At 55.9% G+C, this 21150-nt stretch carries 21 protein-coding genes and 1 tRNA gene; 12 read left to right on the top strand and 10 right to left on the bottom strand.

Features of this window, described 5'->3' with window-relative positions:
- Nucleotides 1-4: 4 nt before the first annotated feature.
- Complete coding sequence (locus ABJ205_RS13420) at nucleotides 5-538, bottom strand: TetR/AcrR family transcriptional regulator (RefSeq protein ID WP_348157406.1); 534 nt, start codon at nucleotides 536-538, stop codon at nucleotides 5-7.
- Nucleotides 539-651: 113 nt separating this feature from the next.
- Here ABJ205_RS13420 and ABJ205_RS13415 point away from each other — a divergent pair, with 113 nt between their 5' ends.
- Together ABJ205_RS13415 and ABJ205_RS13410 are read left to right on the top strand one after the other, a co-directional pair.
- Nucleotides 652-1041 (top strand): hypothetical protein, encoded by a 390-nt coding sequence (locus tag ABJ205_RS13415; protein ID WP_348157403.1) that lies wholly within the window; start codon nucleotides 652-654, stop codon nucleotides 1039-1041.
- Nucleotides 1042-1138: 97 nt separating this feature from the next.
- The gene (locus tag ABJ205_RS13410; RefSeq protein WP_348157400.1) at nucleotides 1139-2500 is read left to right on the top strand and encodes a glycosyltransferase family 39 protein; all 1362 of its coding nucleotides are present in this window, start codon (nucleotides 1139-1141) and stop codon (nucleotides 2498-2500) included.
- A gap of 1 nt (nucleotide 2501) precedes the next feature.
- On the opposite strand, the gene ABJ205_RS13405 is transcribed toward ABJ205_RS13410, so the two are convergent.
- From ABJ205_RS13405 to ABJ205_RS13380, 6 genes are all read right to left on the bottom strand, one after another.
- Entirely contained in the window at nucleotides 2502-3593 is a 1092-nt protein-coding gene (locus ABJ205_RS13405) for a glycosyltransferase family 2 protein (protein ID WP_348157397.1), read from the bottom strand.
- A gap of 14 nt (nucleotides 3594-3607) precedes the next feature.
- Nucleotides 3608-4672, bottom strand: coding sequence for a 3-isopropylmalate dehydrogenase (leuB, locus tag ABJ205_RS13400; RefSeq protein ID WP_348157394.1), 1065 nt, complete (start codon nucleotides 4670-4672; stop codon nucleotides 3608-3610).
- A gap of 10 nt (nucleotides 4673-4682) precedes the next feature.
- Nucleotides 4683-5285, bottom strand: coding sequence for a DNA repair protein RecO (recO, locus tag ABJ205_RS13395; protein WP_348157392.1), 603 nt, complete (start codon nucleotides 5283-5285; stop codon nucleotides 4683-4685).
- Nucleotides 5286-5295: 10 nt separating this feature from the next.
- Nucleotides 5296-7290, bottom strand: coding sequence for a prolyl oligopeptidase family serine peptidase (locus ABJ205_RS13390; protein ID WP_348157389.1), 1995 nt, complete (start codon nucleotides 7288-7290; stop codon nucleotides 5296-5298).
- 91 nt (nucleotides 7291-7381) lie between these two features.
- The gene (locus ABJ205_RS13385) at nucleotides 7382-7633 is read right to left on the bottom strand and encodes an accessory factor UbiK family protein (RefSeq protein ID WP_348157386.1); all 252 of its coding nucleotides are present in this window, start codon (nucleotides 7631-7633) and stop codon (nucleotides 7382-7384) included.
- Nucleotides 7634-7678: 45 nt separating this feature from the next.
- The gene (locus tag ABJ205_RS13380) at nucleotides 7679-8230 is read right to left on the bottom strand and encodes a TspO/MBR family protein (protein ID WP_348157383.1); all 552 of its coding nucleotides are present in this window, start codon (nucleotides 8228-8230) and stop codon (nucleotides 7679-7681) included.
- A gap of 467 nt (nucleotides 8231-8697) precedes the next feature.
- On the opposite strand from ABJ205_RS13380, the gene ABJ205_RS13375 reads away from it, so the two are divergent.
- On the top strand, nucleotides 8698-8853 hold the full coding sequence (locus ABJ205_RS13375; protein ID WP_348157381.1) for a hypothetical protein: 156 nt from the start codon (nucleotides 8698-8700) through the stop codon (nucleotides 8851-8853).
- 134 nt (nucleotides 8854-8987) lie between these two features.
- The gene (locus ABJ205_RS13370) at nucleotides 8988-9674 is read left to right on the top strand and encodes a hypothetical protein (RefSeq protein ID WP_348157379.1); all 687 of its coding nucleotides are present in this window, start codon (nucleotides 8988-8990) and stop codon (nucleotides 9672-9674) included.
- A gap of 4 nt (nucleotides 9675-9678) precedes the next feature.
- On the opposite strand, the gene ABJ205_RS13365 is transcribed toward ABJ205_RS13370, so the two are convergent.
- Nucleotides 9679-10431: a TlyA family RNA methyltransferase gene (locus tag ABJ205_RS13365; RefSeq protein WP_348157377.1), complete on the bottom strand. Its 753-nt coding sequence runs from the start codon at nucleotides 10429-10431 to the stop codon at nucleotides 9679-9681.
- A gap of 34 nt (nucleotides 10432-10465) precedes the next feature.
- Between ABJ205_RS13365 and ABJ205_RS13360 the strand changes: the two genes are divergently transcribed.
- From ABJ205_RS13360 to ABJ205_RS13340, 5 genes are all read left to right on the top strand, one after another.
- Complete coding sequence (locus tag ABJ205_RS13360) at nucleotides 10466-11038, top strand: hypothetical protein (RefSeq protein ID WP_348157375.1); 573 nt, start codon at nucleotides 10466-10468, stop codon at nucleotides 11036-11038.
- 616 nt (nucleotides 11039-11654) lie between these two features.
- Nucleotides 11655-12734 carry a branched-chain amino acid aminotransferase gene (locus ABJ205_RS13355; RefSeq protein ID WP_348157373.1) on the top strand — a complete coding sequence of 360 codons (1080 nt, stop codon included), beginning with the start codon at nucleotides 11655-11657 and terminating at the stop codon, nucleotides 12732-12734.
- 358 nt (nucleotides 12735-13092) lie between these two features.
- Nucleotides 13093-14022, top strand: coding sequence for a rhodanese-related sulfurtransferase (locus tag ABJ205_RS13350; RefSeq protein ID WP_348157370.1), 930 nt, complete (start codon nucleotides 13093-13095; stop codon nucleotides 14020-14022).
- Nucleotides 14019-14672, top strand: a complete 654-nt coding sequence (locus ABJ205_RS13345) for a glutathione S-transferase (RefSeq protein ID WP_348157368.1) — start codon at nucleotides 14019-14021, stop codon at nucleotides 14670-14672. The genes ABJ205_RS13350 and ABJ205_RS13345 overlap by 4 nt, the downstream gene beginning before the upstream one ends.
- 147 nt (nucleotides 14673-14819) lie before the next feature.
- Nucleotides 14820-15197, top strand: coding sequence for a hypothetical protein (locus ABJ205_RS13340; protein ID WP_348157366.1), 378 nt, complete (start codon nucleotides 14820-14822; stop codon nucleotides 15195-15197).
- Between the two features lie 138 nt (nucleotides 15198-15335).
- On the opposite strand, the gene ABJ205_RS13335 is transcribed toward ABJ205_RS13340, so the two are convergent.
- Nucleotides 15336-17396, bottom strand: a complete 2061-nt coding sequence (locus ABJ205_RS13335) for an NAD(+) synthase (RefSeq protein ID WP_348157363.1) — start codon at nucleotides 17394-17396, stop codon at nucleotides 15336-15338.
- Nucleotides 17397-17584: 188 nt separating this feature from the next.
- Here ABJ205_RS13335 and yghU point away from each other — a divergent pair, with 188 nt between their 5' ends.
- The 3 genes from yghU (at nucleotide 17585) to ABJ205_RS13320 (ending at nucleotide 20067) form a co-directional block, all read left to right on the top strand.
- The gene (gene yghU, locus ABJ205_RS13330) at nucleotides 17585-18454 is read left to right on the top strand and encodes a glutathione-dependent disulfide-bond oxidoreductase (RefSeq protein WP_348157360.1); all 870 of its coding nucleotides are present in this window, start codon (nucleotides 17585-17587) and stop codon (nucleotides 18452-18454) included.
- An 86-nt stretch (nucleotides 18455-18540) separates the two neighbouring features.
- A complete protein-coding gene (locus ABJ205_RS13325; RefSeq protein WP_348157358.1) occupies nucleotides 18541-19935 on the top strand; it encodes a glycoside-pentoside-hexuronide (GPH):cation symporter in 1395 nt (464 codons plus the stop codon).
- Nucleotides 19936-19992: 57 nt separating this feature from the next.
- A tRNA-Gln gene (locus ABJ205_RS13320) sits at nucleotides 19993-20067 on the top strand.
- Between the two features lie 92 nt (nucleotides 20068-20159).
- Here the strand turns inward: ABJ205_RS13320 and egtD are convergent.
- Complete coding sequence (gene egtD / locus ABJ205_RS13315) at nucleotides 20160-21146, bottom strand: L-histidine N(alpha)-methyltransferase (protein ID WP_348157356.1); 987 nt, start codon at nucleotides 21144-21146, stop codon at nucleotides 20160-20162.
- Between the last annotated feature and the right edge of the window lie 4 nt (nucleotides 21147-21150).

Genomic DNA, 21150 nt, shown 5'->3' with positions numbered 1-21150 from the left:
CGGCTTAGTCTTGAGATAGGTTGCTCGCAAGCAATCCTTCATTTGCGGTGCGGGCATGACCAACCGATGAGAGCATGTGAGAACCCTCAATCAGCGTCAAAAGATAGCGTGCGCCCCCTTTGGGATCAGGATCTCCCTCGGGCATATTGTCCTCCACCCATTGTAGCAGTTTGTGCATCATGCGCTTGGCCGCATCTTTATGACCCGAATTGCCTCGCACTGACCCCGCAACAATATCCCACCACAGCGCAAGAAAGGGTCTCAGCGAAGGCTCATCCAGCCGCGCGAGAACACGCTTCACCAGTTCGTAGCGAGTGGCCGCACGTTCATCTCCCATCCCGGCATCCAAGGTCGCTGCATAAACTTCAGCAATGTAATCAAGCAGGTCGTTGATCAGCGCCTCCTTATTGCCGAAGTGATAGATGAGCATTCGATCGCTCGTCCCAGCCGCCTTTGCAAGCGGGCGCAAGCTGGCCCCCGCCAATCCTTGTGCAAGCACATGCGCTGCGAGGCTGGGAAGCAGCGTCTCTTTCGTCATCTTGGTTTTCGATAGTTTTTTTTGACTTGTCATCATTTCCGCTCTTGTAGCGACTGCTACAATGGCTTACGAGCGCAAATGTAGCAAGTGCTACATAATATGGAGACTTGGTGATGGACTATCTACAAATCCTCTTTTTTCTCATCATTGGCGGCGCGATCATTCCGGCGGCGTATATCCTTACCGTACGCCCGACAAAGGGCATACCAATCCTTGCAGCGCTTTTGGCAGGGTTATTCGCAGGCTACACCGCGATCCAAATCGCTCAAGAAGGCGTGGTCATGTTCTACACCAATCATGCTGCGAACCTGACAGGCATTCAGGTTTGGTGGGATCTTGTCATGTGCGTGATCATCGCGTTCTTCTTTATCCTTCCGCGTGCGCAAAAACAGGACATGAACATTGTACCGTGGGCACTTTTCGTCTTCTCAACGGCAAGCATTGGGCTTCTTGCGATGTGCGCCCGCTTGTTTTGGTTGGAGAACGCATCCTCACAAGAATGAGAACGCCGTAAATGAGGCAGCCACGGCAAAGCCTGCGACATATATCCAAACATCCACTTGCCCTTCGGCGGGAGCCTAGCTTAAGCCTTCCGCAGCAATGGCCCACGAAAACCCTCACGAAAATCTGGACCTTGAGGCAGAACTGTCCCTCGGCGGCGCCTCTGCCTCCCGTGTTCATCCCAACGATCCTTGGGTGTGGAGCCTTGCAATTTGCGCCGTTTTCGCCGCCCTTGCCAGCACCCGGCTGGCAATCCCCAGCACACCGCTCTTCGATGAAGTCCATTACCTGCCGGCTGCGCGCGATATGCTGGACGTATGGAACGGGGGTGAGGCGATCTATCGCAACAAAGAACATCCACTTTTGGGAAAGACGCTGATTGCGATTGGAATGGCGCTGTTCGGCGACAATCCATTGGGATGGCGGATCATGTCACTTATCGCCGGAACTGTGACCGTCGGCGCGTCCATGCGCGCGATGTGGCATGCAAGCGAAGACCGCTTTGCAACCCTTGCCTTTGGCGTGCTGCTGGCCACGGGTTTTCACATCTTCATTCACGCGCGCATCGCTATGCTTGACACCTTCATGCTGAGCGCGATTGCAATCGCGGCATGGCAGTTCGCCGCCGCTATCCGCAAACCTGAGCAGGGGCGCTGGCGATTGGCGTTCACCGGGGTCGCAATAGGCGCTGCAATAGGGGCGAAGTGGAATGCCATGCCGCTTGCTCCTGTGTTTGGCCTTTCCTTTTTCATCCTTCGCTTGTCCGCAGGTCGAAGGCGCCTTTTGCTAAGTCGCAGAGGTGCACCGGTGCCAGGTATCAGCCTTGCCGAAGCATTCCTCTGGCTCGGCGTAATGCCGCTTGCAATCTACGCCTTAAGCTTTGCCCCTGGATATTGGCTCGGCACGCAAAATGATCCCTCTTTGCTAGCGCAAGACGGGATCATCGCTTTCCATAGTGAAATTCTATCATTGCAACGCCAAGTGCTGGACGCCCATCCCTACCAAAGCAGTTGGGACCAATGGGCTCTAAATACTCGCGGGATTTGGTATTTATATGAGGAGATCGACGGCGCCCAGCGCGGCGTTCTTTTGATTGGCAATCCTGTGACCATGCTGTTGGGACTGCCCGCGCTCCTATGGTGTCTTGGGGTGGGAATTCAGCGCAGAAACCCGGCAATGCTCGCCGCAGTCGTTGGATATGCGGTAAGCCTCGGTTTTTGGCTCATTGCTCCAAAGCCGGTGCAGTTTTATTACCACTACACAATCCCAAGCGTTTTCCTTTTGGGTGCATTGGCTCTCACGCTAAGCCATGTGCGCCAGGCCGGTTGGTCAAAGGTCAGCTTTGGCGTCATAGCCGCGAGCATTGCGGTCTTCGCATGGTTCTTCCCAATCTTGTCCGCTGCCCCGTTGGAACCACCCGTCACGTTCAAAAATTGGATGTGGCTCGACAGCTGGGTGTGATTTAAAATCGTCCCCAAACAAAACGGCTCGAAAGCGCATAGTTCCAGACCGAACCAATGAGGATCCCGGCAAGCGCAGCAGCAATCCATAACAACCCTTGCGCTTCTAGTAAGCTCGCGACCGCGACATTGGCAAGCGCTCCAATCGAGCAAGTTATGCAAAAGCTGGCCCAGCCTCGCAAAAATTCATTCCAGTGTTTTAAGCGCCGATCACGGTACGTGAGCCAGTTGTTGAACCAGAAATTGAAGGTCATCGCGGAGAGAGCGGCAATCGCTTGGCTGAACGCAAACCCTTCGCCTGCGATGACAAGCAACACATAAAGTACCGCCAAATGAACCACCACGCCCAATGCACCAACGGTGCCAAACAAGGCAAACCGCGTAGGGATCACGCGGCCAAGAGATTTGTCATAGAGCCCTGCAAGAAAGTCGAATAAGATCGCGCGATCAAGCTTGCTCTCCCCTTCGCGGCGTGCGGCGAATTTAAGCGGGAATTCTTTGACCTTCATGGGCGTGTCGCACGTCGCCAGAAGGTCGAGCAGAATTTTGAATCCAATCCCGGACAACCGCGGGGCAAGCGTTCGAGCGGTTGCCGTATTGAGCATGAAATAACCGCTCATCGGATCAGTCAAATTGACCCCAGTGATCCACCGCGCCGCTTTGTTAGCGAGCCCGGAAAGACGCTCGCGCTCTGGTTGATTCCAATCTGACGTACTTGCACCTTCGACAAACCGGCTGGCGACGCAAACTTGCACATCCCCGCCCTTAAGCTCGGTGAGCATATCGGCAAGCAGCGCTGGATCGTGTTGATGATCGGCATCCATCACAGCCACAAAGGGTGCAGCGGTCGCACAAAACCCCTCAATCGCAGCGCTTGCAAGGCCGCGCCTGCCAATGCGTTGAATTACTCTGATCCGGGGGTCTTTTAACGCCAGCGCGCGCGCCTCATCCGCAGTGCCATCTTCGCTGTCGTCATCAACGATGAGCACTTCCCAGCCCGTGTCCCCCAAACTGGCGTCAATCTTCTCCATTAAAGGGGCCAGATTGCCGCTCTCATTGAGCGTAGGCAGAATGATCGCAAGCTCTAGTGCCATGAGGCTTTTGCTTCTTAAAGCCGCTCGCGGACGGCCTCGCCAATCGCCTGTGTACCGCAGCTCCCGCCAAGGTCACCGCCGTGGATGCCGTCGGCCAATGCGCCTGCAACCGCGGCTTCGATCTGCGCGGCCTGCGCATCAAGCCCAAACGAATGGCGCAGCATCATGGCCGCCGACAGGATCGTAGCCATCGGATTGGCCTTGTCTTGTCCTGCAATGTCAGGAGCGCTTCCGTGGATGGGTTCGTAAAGGCCAAACAGGCCATGTTCCGTTTGCCGTTCCCCCATAGAAGCGCTTGCAAGGAGTCCGATGGAGCCCACCGCCGCGCTGGCAAGATCAGATAGGATGTCGCCGAACAAATTGCCGGTCAGGATCACACCAAACGCGCCGGGATTGGTGATGATCTGCATCGCTGCATTATCGACATACATATGGGAAAGCTCGATATCAGGATGCGGAGCAGCCGCCGCAATCACGGTGTCTCGCCACACCTGACTGGTTTCAAGCACATTGGCTTTATCGACGCTGGTCACGCGATGCTTATTGGCGCGCGCGCGCGCCGTGCGAAAGGCGACCTGCGCAATACGGCTGACCTCTTTCTCGGAATAAGACATCATGTCCCACCCCTCACGTGAGCCATCCGCGCCGATGCGTTCGCCTTTATCGCCAAAATACACATCGCCATTTAGCTCGCGCACGAACATCATGTCGATCTCAGCCGCTTTCTCAGGGCTGAGAGGCGAGAGATGCTCAAGACCGCGAAAAACTTTTGCTGGGCGAAGATTAGCAAACAGCCCCAACTCTTTGCGAAGACCTAAGATCGCCTGCTCTGGGCGCAAATACCGTTCCAGATCATCGCAATCCGGATCACCAACCGCGCCAAACAGCACTGCATCGCACTCGCGCGCCATCGTCAGCGTTTCTTGAGGAAGCGGATGTCCATGGCGTTTATACGCGGCCCCGCCAACATCGCCGTCGAACAGTGTTAACCCCGGTAGTGAAAGCGCCTCAAGCACTTGGACCGCCTCGCGTGTGACCTCAGGACCAATCCCGTCCCCTGGCATTACTGCTATTTTCATGAAGGTTACCTCACTCGACCATGCGCTTCAGCCGCTCTCCCAAAGCGGTTCTGGCGGCCATAACATCACCGGGGCTCCCTGCAAGTAAGTAGTCACGTATGGGCCTGTGAAGACTGCGAAAAGCTTCGAATTGTTCGTCAAATTCGGCTGAAAGGTCAGGTTTCGCTCCGCCATAGCCCAATTCGCGTAACAGCATTGCTTCAAAGGCGACCATCCCAGCCAGCCATCCACGTGCGCTGGGCGCCGAACAGATCGCCTCAAGCAATGCATCCAACGCTGTATAGAGCGAGGGGTATGGATTGCGCTCTGGCAAAGTGCTGGCCGTAAGTGCGCAGGCCCAATTGATCGCAGCAGCAGGCAATGGCTCGGTCATCCAAGGCGCGCGGCTTTTCGCAAGTTCTATCTTTGCAAAGGGCAGTTGCCCTTCAGACTTGGCGCGCAGCTCGAATTCAACGCCGTTGCCGGGGATCATAACAGGGCCCATGCGCTTTCCCCGCCCGCCCGCAACATATCCGGCGACCATGCCGTGCGTTTCGGTAAGCATGCGCGCAACGCACGCATTTTCACCATGCGGGCGGCTAGCGATGAGGATGGCGGGCGCGCTTAGGTTCATTGCGGCGCATTCATTCGGAGGTATTCAGTCCCAGTTTCTCTTCCAGAAACTCAGCTTGCTTGCGATAATAGAACAATTGATTGGAGAGCTTACGCCATCCATGCCCTTCGTCCGGGATACGCACGAAGGGGGCTTCCACGCCGTTAGCACGCAGGGCCTTCACCATCACTTCGGTTTCATAAATGTCGATGCGCGGGTCTTGGACGCCGTGAGAATATAAGACCGGCACAGTGATCTGATCGGCTTTGCGAATGGGCGAATTCAGGAGGTAAAAGGCGCGCCAACGCTCCTCGGTGATGTCGCCATACTCGATCCGGTCAGAGGCCTTCAGCGACGGTGATGCGATTTCTAGGGCGGTGACCCAATCGGCAACGCCATACAGGGAAACACCGGCGATAAATTCGCCGGGATATTCAGCAAGCACCGCATTTACGGCATAGCCGCCATACGATCCCCCCATGACGGCTGCGCGGTTACCGTCGATGAGACCATCGGTCGCCAGCGCCTGTTTCAAATCGACAAGATCACGCACGGAATCGAGCCGTTTTTCGCGGTCATCAAGGGTCGAATAAGTCCGCCCAAGCCCCGTCGATCCGCGTACATTGGGTTCAAACACTGCAACTCCGCGCGCGGCGTGATATTGCGCCACGGCGTCAAAATTCGCCCGCGACTGACCCGAAGGACCCCCGTGAACCGAGAATACCACAGGCGGCGCATTCTCACCCTTTTGCGCGCCCTCTGGCAAATACAGCAAACCCTGTAATTCCACCCCATCGCGCGCGGCGTAGCGGACAATCTGCGGACGGATCAGCCGGTCTGCATCAAGCCCGGCGAGGTTTGCTGCGAAGATCTTTTTTGCCGTGCCTGCTAAGGGATCAACCATCCAAAGTTCGCCCGGTGTTCGCCATCCGTTGACCCGCACGAAGAGTTTTGGATCAGTGGTTCCCTCGCAATCGAGCGAATAAGTGCCTTCCGGCAAGCCGGGCACAATCCGGTCGCTCCCGTCGCGACCATTGCGGATCCGCAATTTGTCAAAACCGCCGTGATTTTCTGTATAGATGACGAGTTCGTTTTGCCCTTCCCCGCACACCTCAAAATTCTCGATATCTGCATCGGGGCTGGCAATCGTCCTAAGTTCGCCAGTGGCCAGCGAAAAGGTCGTAAGCGCTCCAAATTCGCGCCCAACATTGCTTGAAAAACCAAAGCCTTGCGAATCTGGCCGCCATTCAAAGCCGCCAAGGCTGTGGCTCGCACGGTCTGCCACATCGGGTTTGGAAATGGTTGTCATTTCGCGCGACCTCAGATCGAGCAGATAAAGATTGTCACCGTCCTCACCCACGGTTTCCGTGACAAGCGCGTATTTGCCATCAGGCGAGATTGAACGGGCGGCGAGCCCAAGCTCTGACTGAACGATAATCTCAGCTTCGCCCAAAAGCGAACCACGATAGATGTCGAATACCCCTGCCCCGCGCGCTGTGGATGCGTAGATAAAACTACCATCCTGTGCAAAGTCGCCAAAGATACGGAAATCGCCGCGTTTAGCGGGAAGGATTTCTGTCTCTGTCTTGCCGTCGGGGGAGAGCATGAAATAGCCCGGCTGCTCATTCCCATCACGGTCCGCCGAATAAAACAAGCCCTTGCCATCTGGTGTCCAGACAGGAGCCTCCACGCCGGTTTGGAATGTCAACTGCTGCGGAACACCGCCGCTTGCGGGCATAACCCAAAGCTCAGGCTGGCCGGAAACATCCCATGAAAAGGCAATCGTTTCGCCATCAGGTGACAGATTTGCCGCGCCGGGCCCGCTTGCGAGCAGATAGCGCGCTATGTCCGCTGGATACTCCCCCGCTTTGCCAAGCTTTACGTCCGATCCATCAGGCTCAATCGCCTCAATCGAAAGGTCTGCCCCTTTCGCACCGCCAAAACTCTCTGTGTTGTCTTGTGCGTAGGCAGGAACAGCCATTACCGCCAAAGCGGCAGAGCTGGTGAGCAGGAAGGTGCGGGTCATATCGGGAGCTTTCCAAGATTGCGTCTGCGCGCAACCTAGTCAAACCGCTCCTCGGCGCAATGCCGATTCATCCGACCTAGTGAGTCAAAGACTACTTGCGTGCAAGTTTCGCTTCGAGCTCAGCCACCTTGGCCTCGAGAGCGTCTGTCTGCTCCCGCGCTTTTTGCGCCATGGCTTTGACCGTGTCGAATTCTTCGCGGCTTACAAAATCCATCCCGCCAAGTGTCTCGCGCATGCGTTCTCGCGCGTTCTCTCGCGCTTCGCGCGACATGCCGGCAACCGTGCCAGCTGCGCTGTTTGCAAGTTTGACGAAATCGGCGAGCAGTGGGTTTTGACTTTGCATGGGCGCTATTTGGAGATCGCTGGCGCAAAGAGCAAGAGTTTTGCCCTAGAACTCCACCCGCTCAACCGCGCCAGCCTGACCCGCATTCGCTCCGCCGTCGGGGTTTTCTGCGATAAACTGCCAATTGAGCACGCTCGCAAAGGCAACCCAGGCAAGATAGGGTATCAGCAGAACAGCAGCCGACCGGCGCACCCTTGCAAACAGCACAATCACCAACACAAGGGTGAGCGTTGTGTAAACCAGCACGCCTAGCGCGGCGGTCATGTTCTGCATTCCGAAAAAGACGAAAGTCCAAGCCAGATTGCCAATGAAGTGGATCGCAAAGGCAATGATTGCGATGCCGCGCCCATGCGCGCCCCACGCGCTTCCCACGAGAGCGACGGAAAAACCAATCATCACATAAAGGATCGTCCACACAATGCCAAAGGCAGCAGGCGGAGGAAAGATCGAAGGCTTTGTTAGGCTTTGGAACCAAAGCGTATCAGGACCGCCCAATTGCCCAGCCAGAAAACCGAGCAACACGATCAAAGGAACCGTAAAGAGCGACCAACGGGCAAAGCTTGCCCGCAATTGCGCCTTCGAAGCCAGAAAATTCATTGCGTCTCCTGAGGGACTTCAAGTCCTTAAGGGGCCTTCGATCATTCGATTCGTACAGCCCGGCTCTTGGTCGCAAGCGATACACGAGCCAGTTTTTCGTGCAAATCACGAGTTTTACAGCGAACTCACCCGTCGCCTCAAGCGCGCGTTTGGGCGATTTCGGACAAGTTTTAGCCACAATTCGCAAGAAGACCCCTCGCGCTTTTGTCATAACATGTTAGCGTTGCCACATTCTTGCCGTGATTCGGGGCGCTGCGGCTTGGAATTATCCTCGCGCCCCAGGTACCAAACTGGGACTGGCCATCTAGGCTTTCGTTTCTTTTGAGGGGAACATTTGATGAAAAAGACCAATTTTGCTTCACTGCTCGCTGTTTCAGGCGGTCTGGCACTCGCAACTGCTGCATGTTCAGCTCCTGCTGACGACACTGCAACAGACGCTGACGCGACTGCAGTAGCTGATTGCGCTGGTGGCTGCTGTGCAGCTGCATGCGAAGGTGGCTGCTGTGCAGCTGCTTGTGAAGCTGGCTGTTGTGCTGCTGGCTGCTGTGCAGCTGGTTGTTGTGCGGCTGGTTGTTGTGCGGCTGGCTGCTGTGCAGCTGCCTAAGCTTCACTGCAACGCATAAGCGTTTCAATTCGACCGGTAGTAACATTGTTGCTGCCGGTCGTTTTGTATCTGGCCCAAAATCTCTCGAACTGAGATATGTACGGCTGAAATTGAAACTGTAACTTTTGCGCTAGATCGCTAGAAACCCTTGCTATGACAACTGCCACCGTGACCAAAGCTCCGATGAGCCCCAAAGACGCCGCACTTACCGTGATCGAAACGATCACACAGATGGCTCAAGATCAAAAACCATTAATGCTGCGTGTTGTTCCAGAGGATGGGGCCACGTTCTGGACGCATTATCCAAAGAACGATGCGCGCGACAAATTCTGCAAATCGCGTTGGTATTATCATGTCCATGCTCCGGGAAACCGCGATAAGGACGAGCACGGTCACTTCCACCTGTTCCTTCACCGCACGCAATTGCCAGAAGGATTGGAGCCAAAGGTCTGGCCTCCCCAGGGTGAAGACGCGCGTGCTCATGTCACCCATCTGATCTCACTATCAATCGACAATAATGGCATTCCGCGCAGCTGGTTCACCGTAAACCGTTTTGTGACCAACGAATTCCTCTATCCGGCCGATGTCATGATCGAATATCTGCCTGATTTCGACGTCGACCACACAAAAGAAGATGATCTCGTCAACCGCTTCGTGACCGCAATGGTTGCACTGTATCGCGACGAAATCGCCGTATTGCTGCGCGAACGCGACGTGCGTCATGCAGAGCTTGTGGCTGAATTAGGTGATGATGCATACAACACGGCAAGCGGGGTGGAAGTGTTGAGCCAAGCCCCAATCGATTTGGATACCAAGCTAAATTCGCTCGATTTGGATTAATTCCTCAGCTGCGAACTGCGGAAATAAGGAATTCGACATTGCCTTGAGGGCCGGTGATCGGACTTGTGACGACCCCTTCGATTGTACAGCCAAGCCCCTCTAACCAATTACGAACTTCGTCGCACACGCGCTCATGTAGAGCAGCGTCGCGGACCACACCGCCCTTGCCTACTTCGTGCTTTTCCACTTCAAACTGAGGTTTGATGAGGGCAAGCAGACGGCACTCGCGCGCCGCCAGTTCAAGTGGCCGTTCAAGCACTTTTGCAAGCCCAATAAAGCTCGCATCACACACCACTAGATTGCAGTCTTGATTGATGTGATCGCGCGTTAAAATGCGTGCGCTGGTCTGCTCCAAGACGGTGACACGGTCGTCTTGCCTCAGTTTCCAAGCAAGCTGATTCGTGCCCGAATCCACGGCGAAGACATGTCTCGCACCGCCTTGCAACATCACGTCGGTAAACCCGCCGGTTGAACTTCCGATGTCCATCGCAATCGCGCCCGATACATCGATGCCGAAATGCTTGATCGCGTGTGCGAGTTTGATCCCGCCCCTGCTTACCCAAGGATGATCGCGTCCGCGCACCTCTAGCGCGCTATCTGCCGCAATTTGCTGACCGGGTTTTGCGATCTTGGTTTCACCCGCGAACACAAGGCCAGCCATCACCAAGGCCTGCGCGCGGGTACGGCTTTCGGCAAGGCCGCGCTCGACCAGCAGGTGATCCACGCGAGTTTTGGGTAATTTTGTGGCGTTAGTCATAGACGAGAAAGGCGTTAGCGCGCATTGAGGCGGCATGAAAGCTGTCTACTTCCAAACCGCTGGCGCGATTGCGCTGACGTTCGCGATTGCTGCATGTGTCGCAGGTCCTGATTTGCCGCCGCCAATCATCACACCGGCTCCTCAACCGGTTGCTACGCCGGCACCAGCACCAACGCCCACACCTCTCCCTGTAATCAATGAACCCCGGTTCGAGAGTTATCTGGACGCCCCGCAAACGCCGGGAACGTGGTCCTATTCTGATGAACCTTCGGAGACACTGGCGCTTTACGGCGTGGGCGAGGATTACCGCTTCATCGTTCGCTGCGACAAATCGACACGGCAAATTGGCTTAGCGCGCGCAGCGGAAAATGCCTCGGCGTCTACGCGGGTTATGGAGATCAGCACCGAGACAACAAAGCGCAGCCTTACAGCGGCGCCTATCACTGGAACAGGCCGATTGGTCGCTGTGCAGCTGGCGGCGCGCGATCCGTTGCTTGATGCAATGGCCATTACCAAGGGCCGCTTTGCTGTGGGTGTTGAAGGCGAGCGCACGCTCTATCTGCCAGCATGGGCTGAGGTCACACGCGTGATCGAGGATTGCCGCTAAAAGTTTTCCCGATTCTATACATTAATATCCACAGGCTTGTGCACTGTGTGTCCACGCCGGCCCATCGCATGGTCCCGGAATCAAAAAGCGCCCTAGGAAAACCTCGGGCGCTGCGGGCTCTGTCTACTGAGCAACGGCGCACGAGTATGACGTGAAAAAAGGTATTTTCAAGTCTTGCGAACACCCCTCGACTGATTCACAAATGTCATTGAGGCCAGCGGCACACGCGGCTCTCGGCTCCCCCCGGTGAACGGCTGGAGTCTTGGCTTAAAAGCGCGAAAGGAGGTGATCCGATGTCTCATGGTTCAGTTAAGGGGTCGGCAAGTTTCCGCACGGAGCATACTGGGTAATTTTATTGCCTCGTAAGGCTACGTGAGCGGCGCTTACCGCCGCTGACCATGAAAGGGCTACTTCTCCTACGGGCGAGAAGTGGCCCTTTTCATTTGGAGTTTGCTTCTTGCGCCCGCATACGCGGGCGGGTCCTCGCTAGACGTCCTCCGCATTCGCTGCGGACCCGCTGCGTGCGGGCGGTCCCCCATGCGGCCCGATGGGCCGTTTTCGGTCACTGCTCCAATATCCTTGCCCTGCGAGGCGCTCGCTATTATCTGCCTCTGCCATGCAATTTACTTCCATCCCTCACCCCGCGCCTACGTCCGACGAAGACCGTATCGCCGCCATCCAAGATCCCGGTTTTGGCAAAGTCCACACCGATCACATGGTGGTGATCGATTATGACGCCAATAAAGGCGGCTGGTATCAGGCCAGCATTGGCCCTCGCGAACCCATCGCCCTCGATCCGGCGGCGTCAGTGCTGCATTATGCGCAAGAGATTTTCGAAGGGATGAAAGCCTTCCCGCACGCAGACGGCGGCCTTTGCATGTTCCGGCCAGAGGCCAACGCGCAGCGTTTTAACGCCAGCGCGCGCCGCATGGCGATGCCGGAAATTCCAGAAGAGCTCTTCCTCGAAGCGGTTAAGCTGGCCGTGCAAAAGGACGCCAATTGGATGCCGCCTGTTGATGGCGGCTCGCTCTACATCCGCCCCTTTATGTTCGCCAACGAAGCGTTTTTGGGTGTGCGCCCGGCAACGCAGTACAAATTCGTTGTGATCGTGGTTTCCACTGGAAGCTATTTCAAAGGCGGCGTGAACCCGGTCAAAATCTGGGTCAGCCAAGATTACACCCGCGCAGCCCCCGGCGGCACAGGCGCGGCCAAGACCGGCGGCAATTACGCCGCCTCACTCGTCCCCCAAGCCGAAGCGATTGCGCAAGGCTGTGACCAAGTGGTCTTCCTCGATGCAGAGGAAAAGAAATGGGTCGAGGAGCTTGGCGGCATGAACCTGTTTTTCATCCGCCGCGATGGCAGTGTCATTACACCGCCTCTGACCGGCACGATCCTTCCCGGGATCACCCGCGACAGCCTTATCGCCATGCTGCGCGAGGAAGGCCTTGAGGTGCGCGAAGAGCCTTACTCGATTGGGCAATGGCGCGAGGAAGCGGAAAACGGTGAGCTGCTAGAAACCCTCGCCTGCGGAACCGCAGCGGTTGTTACCCCAGTAGGCACGGTCGCCTCGCCTTCGGGTGAATTCACCATCGGCACCGGCGGCATCGGCCAAATGGCGCAGAAAATGCGCGAGAAGTTGGTGGGTGTGCAAAATGGCCGGGTCGCTGACCAGCATGGCTGGGTGATGCGGGTTTGAGCGATGGCTGATCCGTTTAAACCCTCAAAGGCCGAACGGTTCAGGCGAAACTCTCCTCTAGTTCTTTTGATTTTAGGACTGGCTACAACGTTAATTTGGGGCTTCAGTATGCATCAATCCTCCGCACGTGAGGAGGGTCAGCGAGAAATTCATACTGTAACGGGTTTCTTTGTGACCGCAGATTATGGGAGTGGGGGCCCACTGGTTAAGACAATTGATCAGCAAGGAAACGAGTTCACTGGACGAACCACAGCCGAGATTGGAATGAGTTGCAAAGTTGGCGACAAGATTAAAGTCGAGCGAAAAGGTTTGAGCATCAAGTTACTGCCAGACCCTTGCGGTGATAACGAGAAACGAAATGCCAACTAACGCCTACACCGTCGCAGCACTCTACTGCTTCACTCCCTTTGAGGACCCTGCGGCCATCCGTGAGCCACTGCTGGCGATCTGCGAAGAAGCGGGGACCAAGGGCACGCTTTTGCTCGCAAACGAAGGCATCAACGGCACCATCGCAGGGACCGACAATGCGATTGGCGCGGTGCTCGATCACATTCGCTCGATCCCTGGATGCGAGGGCACGGACGTCAAATTCTCTTATGCGAGCGAGGCCCCGTTTCACCGCATGAAAGTGCGCCTCAAACGCGAGATCGTCACGATGGGTGAACCCGATGTTGACCCACGCGAGAGCGTTGGCCGCTATGTCGCGCCGCAGGATTGGAACGACCTAATCTCTGACCCCGACACCATCGTGATCGACACGCGCAATGACTATGAGGTCGCGGTGGGCACGTTCGAGGGCGCAGTGGACCCGGAGACCACCTCTTTCCGCGAATTTCCCAAATGGTTCCGCGACAACCGTGATGACCTGCTTGAGGGCAAGAAAAAGGTTGCCATGTTCTGCACCGGCGGCATTCGCTGTGAGAAATCGACAAGCTTCCTTCGCGGCGAAGGGGTCGAAGATGTCTACCACCTCAAAGGCGGCATCCTAAAATACCTTGAAACCGTGCCTGAAGAGACAAGCAAGTGGCACGGCGACTGCTTCGTCTTTGATGAGCGGGTGACGGTCAAACACGGGCTTGAAGAAGGTGACTATCACCTGTGCCGTGCCTGCCGCCGCCCGATCACCGACGAAGACATGGAGCACGACCATTATGCCGAAGGGGTTTCGTGCCCCTATTGCTATGACGAAAAGAGCGAAGCTCAGCGCGCCCGCTATGCGGAGCGCCAACGTCAGCGTGAGCTTGAAAAAGAGCGGGCCTCAAAATCACAGGACGCAAAAGCGAAATGAGCGCCCTTCCCGTCCTCTACAGCTTCCGCCGCTGTCCATATGCGATGCGCGCAAGAATGGCTCTATGGGCGGCTGGGGTCACAGTGGAGCTTCGCGAGGTCAAGCTTGCGAACAAACCGCCTGAACTCATCGAGGCCAGCACCAAAGCGACAGTGCCCGTGCTCGATTTGGGCAGGGGAACGATCGTCGATGAAAGCATCGCCGTCATGCGATGGGCGCTTCGTCAAAGCGACCCTGAAGGTTGGATTGCCGGTGATGATGCAGAACTGCTCGCAGAGGCTGATGGACCGTTTAAACATCACCTCGACCGCTACAAATACCCTAATCGTTATGAAAGCGAGCCCGGCTTTGGCCCAGTCGATCATCAGGCAGAAGGTCTTGCGATTTTAAAAAGATGGGATGCGCGTCTCAGCAAGCAGGGCCAGCTGTGCCGAGAAACCCGAAGCCTTGCCGACATCGCGCTCTTTCCATTCATCCGCCAGTTCGCAAACCACAATCGCGATTGGTTCGACGCTCAGGACCTGCCGCATTTGCACCCATGGCTCGCTGCGCATCTCTCAAGTCCACTCTTCGCATCCATCATGCCGAAATTCGCACCTTGGCAGCAGGGAGATGGCCCCGTGAAATTTGGGCCACTTCCGGAAAATTGATCGCAATTTTTACCAAGAATTCACCATCGCATGTCACATAGATATTCGAACAGAGCATTGTTCTGGCGGTATTGAAACGCTGAATTGACAGCCTTACGAAGAGCCGCAAAGCCATCGGTCAATCGAGGCTAAGAGAGGGGTAATACGATGAAAACGCTTGAAAAATCATATACGGCCTCGTTTAATGAAGAAAACGGTGAACTTCACTCATCCATCGCCGGACTATGGTCAGAAGACAGCATCCAAGAGTATTTCGATGCCGTGAATGACAGCGCGGTGCCCTTATTAAAAGCCCGCAAGTCCATACACGCGTTTGTCGATTTCTCAGGCTTTGTGCCGCAAGATCGCGGCACCAGCGAGAAGATCCGCGATCATCTTCTGGCATCCGCAAAGTTCGGTTTGAAACGGATTGCTATCATCGGCGCGACCCCTCTGATGCAGATGCAGTATAAACGGTTAAGTCATGGAATTGAAGTCAGCTTCAAGGATAACAAGCTTGAGGCACTTGCCTGGCTCCGCAGCTAAGAGGTCGCAGCCTGTGCTCGCCTAGCTGGCAAAGTTGATGATTAGGCGCGGCGACTGGGACGAACTCCGCTCCGCCGATCGCAAGGTTCGAACACCAGCCGGGCGACCGGTTCCCCGATGCGTTCAATTGGCGCTGGGTTATTGACCCGGAAGGTTATCCTTCAACTCCTTGAGCCACACATCTGCCGCCGCATCGCTTGGCGCACGCCAATCGCCGCGCGGGCTAAGCGCGCCTGCCGATGACACCTTGGGTCCGTTGGGCATGGCGCTGCGTTTAAACTGAGAAAAGCCGAAGAATCGTTTGAGGAAAAGCTCTAGCCATTTGGCGATTTCGGCAAGGTCATAGTCATTCTTGCGATGCTCTGGGAAACCGGCAGGCCATTCGCCAGCCGATGCATCTTGCCATGCATGCCATGCAAGGAACGCAATTTTGCTGGGCCGTTGACCAAAGCGGACGCAGTGGTGGAGGAAAAAGTCAGTGAGCTCGTAAGGGCCGACGCTCGCCTCTGTGTCTTGCAAGGCCCCATCTTCGTCCGCTGGTATCAATTCAGGCGAGATCACTGTGTCATAAACGCTAAGGAGAACCTCGCCGCATTCATCGCTGAATTGCTTGGTTTCAGCGGTCCAGCGAATGAGGAAACGGATGAGCGTTTTAGGAACGCCCGAATTGACGCCGTAATGGCTCATATGGTCACCGACGCCGTATGTGCACCAACCAAGCGCCAGTTCGCTAAGATCGCCTGTGCCCACGACAAAGCCTGAATGCTGGCCTGCGATGCGGAAGAGATAGTCTGTGCGAAGGCCCGCCTGCACATTCTCAAAGGTCACATCATAGTGCGGTTCGCCGCTTGCAAAGGGGTGGCCCAAATCTTCGAGCATTTTGGTCGCTGCCGGCTTGATGTCGATTTCCTCAGCAGTAATGCCAAAGGCTTCCATCAACTTCCACGCGTTGGATTTGGTCCCATCTGAGGTACCGAAGCCCGGCATGGTATAGCCGCGCACCGTGCTTCGCGGAAGGCCAAGCCTATCGCACGCTTTGCATGCCACGATCAGAGCATGTGTGCTGTCGAGCCCGCCTGAAATGCCGATAATCAGGCTCTTTGCGTGGGTTGCCTTGATCCGGTGCATTAGGGCATCGACTTGGATGTTGAACGCTTCATAGCAGTCTTCATCCAAGGTTTTGGCGTTGTTCGGCACGAATGGGAAACGCCGTGATGGTCGCTCCAACCCGATATCGCCGTCAACAAAGGCGTGTTCGAACACCACACGGCGAAAGCTGTCTTCGGGCCGATCATGCGCCTCGGCTGCATCGGCGAAGGTCTGATTGCGCATCCGCTCACCTGCAATGCGGTCAGTGTCCAAATCCACCACGCATAGCTCTGGATCAAGGTCAAAGCGGGTGCTTTCCGCCAAGAGAGCCCCCATTTCATAGATGACGCCCTGCCCGTCCCAAGCAAGGTCCGTCGTGCTCTCCCCGTGTCCGCTGGCGGAATAGACATAGGCGCAAATTGAGCGCGATGAGCTGGACCGGCAATGCAAGTGGCGATCTTCTGCGCGCCCGATAGTGATAGGCGAGGCAGACAGGTTGCATAGGATGAGAGCGCCAGCGAGCGCGGCCAGCGTGCCGGGCGGATTGGGTGCCCAGAAGTCTTCGCATATCTCAACACCAAATGTGAAACCCGGCAGGTTCGAAGCTGAGAACAAAAGGTCGGTGCCAAAGGGCACTTCTTCGCCATTCAATCCGATCCAAAGGTCTTGGCAGTTCCGCCCATGAGTGAAATGGCGTTTTTCATAAAATTCACGGTAATTGGGCAGGTAGCTTTTGGGGATCGCGCCCAAAACCTCACCGCCTGCGATCACAACCGCGCAATTGTATAGCTTGGCATTTCGGCGCAAAGGCGCGCCAACGATAAGCACAGGAGCAAGGTCCGCGCACACCTCCGCAATGGTCGCAATCGCCGCCTCGCTCGCATCAAGAATGGCGTTTTGCAGCAAAAGGTCATCAATCGCATAAGATGAGATGCAAAGCTCTGGATAGACCACAAGGTCCACGTTTTGCTCTGAAGCCTTCTTGGCCTCTGCCAAAATCCCTTTGACGTTGTAGGCCACATCGCTTGTGCGGTGACATGGGGTTGCAGTTGCCACGCGGACAAATCCGTGGGTGTGCATATCGTAAAAGGGGTGCGCGTTTTCAGCCATATACGTCCCATAGCGGGAACTGCCTCGGCGTGCCAGAGCTGCACCATCTACCAAACAAGAACCGCTTTACTGCCTGACAGCGAAAGATTGCGTGCACTTGCTTGCATCAGACGCCTGAAAGCGCCATTTCTTGTGCAACAACAGGGGCGAGCGAACGCAGCGTGCCCCAAAGACAAGGACATTTGAATATGGCTGATCCCACCTACACCCCGCCCGCAGTCTGGGCCTATGATGCGGAAAACGGCGGACGTTTTGCCAGCATCAACCGTCCGACCGCTGGTGCGCGCGAAGAAAAGGCATTGCCCCGCGGCAAGAACCCATTTCAACTGTATTCGCTTGCGACGCCCAATGGCGTGAAGGTCACGGTCATGCTCGAAGAGCTAATCGAAAAAGGGCACGCGGGCGCAGAATATGATGCCTACACGGTCAACATTGGCGAAGGTGTGCAATTCACCAGCGGCTTTGTTGATGTGAATCCAAACTCCAAAATTCCCGCCCTCCTCGATGCAAGCGGCGATAAAGATGTGCGCGTTTTTGAAAGCGGCGCGATCCTTGTGCACTTGGCAGAGAAATTCGGCGAATTCCTTCCAACCGATCCAGCCGCGCGTGCAGAGACACTGAGCTGGCTGTTCTGGCAAGTCGCCAGCGGCCCCTTCATTGGCGGCGGCTTCGGTCACTTTTACGCCTATGCGCCAGAGAAATATGAGTATCCGATCAACCGCTATGCGATGGAAACCAAGCGCATCTTTGACGTTGCGAACCAGCAACTTGCCAAGACGCAATATCTGGCAGGCGATGACTACACGATCGCGGACATGGCCAACTTCCCATGGTTCGCGCCGTTCTTCGCTGGCGTGATCTACAACGAGGCCAAGACCTTCCTCTCAATCGAAGAAGATTATCCGCACGTTGGCCGCTGGGCGCGCGAGATCGCCAAGCGTCCCGCCGTTCAGCGCGGGCGATTGGTGAACAAAGTTTGGGGTGATGAGGACCAGCAAGTCCCCGTCCGCAACTCTGCGGCAGATTTCGAAGGCAAGAACCTCGATTTCACTTTCTGACCAACCCTTCGATATTTCAGACAAATGGGCTGGAAGTTTAACCGCTTCCGGCCCATTGTTGTTCGAATTTTGGGGAGCATTCGAGTTTGGCCGACACGGCACCAGCAAAACCAGATGAGCGCATCGGCATCGGCGAAAAGCTGGGTTACGGCGTTGGAGATTTGGCCTCGGGGCTGATGCTGAATTTTTTCGGTTTTTATCTCATCTATTTCTTCGTCGATCTGGGCGGCCTTGCCCCGGCTGCAATTGGCTTTATGTTCCTCATAACCAAACTGATTGATGCGTTCACAGACCCGGTCATGGGTGCGCTCGCAGACCGGACGCGGACACGTTGGGGACGTTATCGCCCGTACATTCTGTTCGCGGCAATTCCCCTTGGCCTAAGCATGGTGCTGATCTTCAGCGCGCCAGAGGATATGGGCGGCACTGCGCTGTTGATCTGGGCCTATGCCACTTACACGCTGTGTATGCTCGCCTTTACGGCCGCCAATGTGCCCTATGGCGGGCTTCTCGGTGTGATCTCACCTTCTTCGCGTGAGCGTTCGAGTGTCACCGCATACCGAATGTTCTTCTCCGCCTTGGGCGGCTTATTGGTCGGCGCGCTTGGTACGACGCTTGTACGCGAACTGGGCGGCGGGGATGAACGACTTGGCATTCTGCTCACTATATCATGCATCGCAGCGGTTGCCGTATGCTGTCTGATCACCACCTTTGCGACCACGAAAGAACGCATTCCACCGGTTGAACAAAACGGTTCCGTCACGGGCGATCTCAAAGTTCTCTTGCGCACGGGTCCATGGATCGCGGTTGCCATCGCAGCCATCCTTGGCGTCGCCTCCATCGCGGCCCGGGCGGCCACTGCACCATTCTTTTTCAAATATGTCGCTGGCGATGATGGGACGCCCGTCTTTGCCTTCCTTGACCGGCCCGCTCTATTTTTGACCGCCCTTGGCCTGGGACAAGTTTCAGGCGTGATAGCCGGCAAGTTTGCGGCGAAATGGGCGGAAAAATCGCACCTCATAATCGGTGCAGGGGCCGGCATGGCGACGCTAATAATGGGGTTTTACGTCCTGCCTCTCGGCGCGGTCTGGCCGCAAACGGGACTGCAATATGGGATTGGCATCGGCTTCGGCATATTGATGGTCATATCCTATTCCATGTTCACCGATATCGCCGAATATGTAGATTGGAAAACCACGCTTCAAATGACCGCTTTGGTGATCGCAGCTTCTGTATTTGGCGTGAAGGCAGGCATTGCTTTTGGAACGTTCATTCCCGGAGTGACACTTGAATGGACGGGGTTCGTTTCGGGCGGTCAACAAAGCGAAACGGCACTCTTTGGTATTCAGCTCGCCTTTGCCTTCATCCCAGCCGCGCTCTTACTTCCAGCGGCATTCGCGATGTCATTTTACGGGATAAACCGAAAGGTTCTGGCGCGTGCTGAGTCCGAACTTTTTGAACGCCGCAGGGCAGAAGCGTAATTTCTTGCAATTCAGCTCTTCACATCTGCAAAAGACCCGCTATATCGCGCTCTCTGCTGGGGCGTCGCCAAGTGGTAAGGCACCGCTTTTTGGTAGCGGCATTCGCAGGTTCGATCCCTGCCGCCCCAGCCACACACCTTAAAATTTGAGCATTTGCGCCGCGCTTTTGCGCACATGGAAAGCATGTGTTGAACAAGCCCGTGCCCAGCTGCGAGCTCCCCAAATTAGGGCGCGCTGCGATTGGGGCGTGCTTCGGCAAGGATAAGCGAAAAACGCTCTTTGCTATCTAGCCAACGCGCCTGAGGCTCCCATCCGCCCGCAAGCAACATCATTGAAGATGTGCGTCGGTTGAATTTATGGCTGTTTTCGGTATGAAGACTCTCGCCCTTAGCGAGCGCGAACTGACGGCCAGCGACGGTGAACTTGAAATCACGCTGTGCGACCAGATGCATTTCAACCCTTGCATATTCATCGTTCCAACGCGCCTCATGTTTAAGCGCATCCAAATCAATGTCGGCGTCCAATTCTCGGTTGATGCGGCGGATGAGGTTATAGTTGAACTGCGCCGTAACCCCCGCTGCATCATCATAAGCCGCCTCCAATATCTCGGCGTCTTTGATGAGGTCCATCCCGATAAGTAGCTTTGCGCCCTCACCCAAGGTTTCCCGCATCGAGCGCAGCAAATCAACGGCGGTACGGGCAATCATGTTACCGATAGTGGAGCCCGGGAAGAAACCAAGCTTGGGCACGCTTTCAACTCCAGTGGGCAATTCGACCTGCCGCATGAAATCGGCTTCGACCGGATGGATCGGGAGTGATGGAAATTTGGCCGCAAGCTCCTTTGCAGAGGCGCGCAGGAAGTCACCCGAAATGTCGAGCGGCACGTAAGCGGCAGGGTCAATCGCGGAAAGCAGCAGCGGGGTCTTTACCGATGAACCAGAACCAAACTCCACAACTGCACATCCTGGCGCGATCATCTCAGCAAAGCTTGATGATTGCTCTTTCAATATCTCGGTTTCGGCCCGCGTGGGGTAATATTCGGGAAGCTGAGTAATGTCCTCGAACAATTGCGAGCCAGCGTCATCATAGAGCCAGCGCGCAGGAATCGCTTTTTGCTCTTGGTTAAGACCGCGCAGCACGTCCTCGCGAAAGGCTGTGGCCACGCCGTCATCATCGCGTGTCACCAATTGGAGGGCCTTGTGAGTATTCATCGGT

The organism is Erythrobacter sp. (assembly GCF_039988855.1).
In the GTDB taxonomy this organism is placed as follows: domain Bacteria; phylum Pseudomonadota; class Alphaproteobacteria; order Sphingomonadales; family Sphingomonadaceae; genus Erythrobacter.
This window is presented reverse-complemented; position numbering and strand designations above follow the sequence as displayed.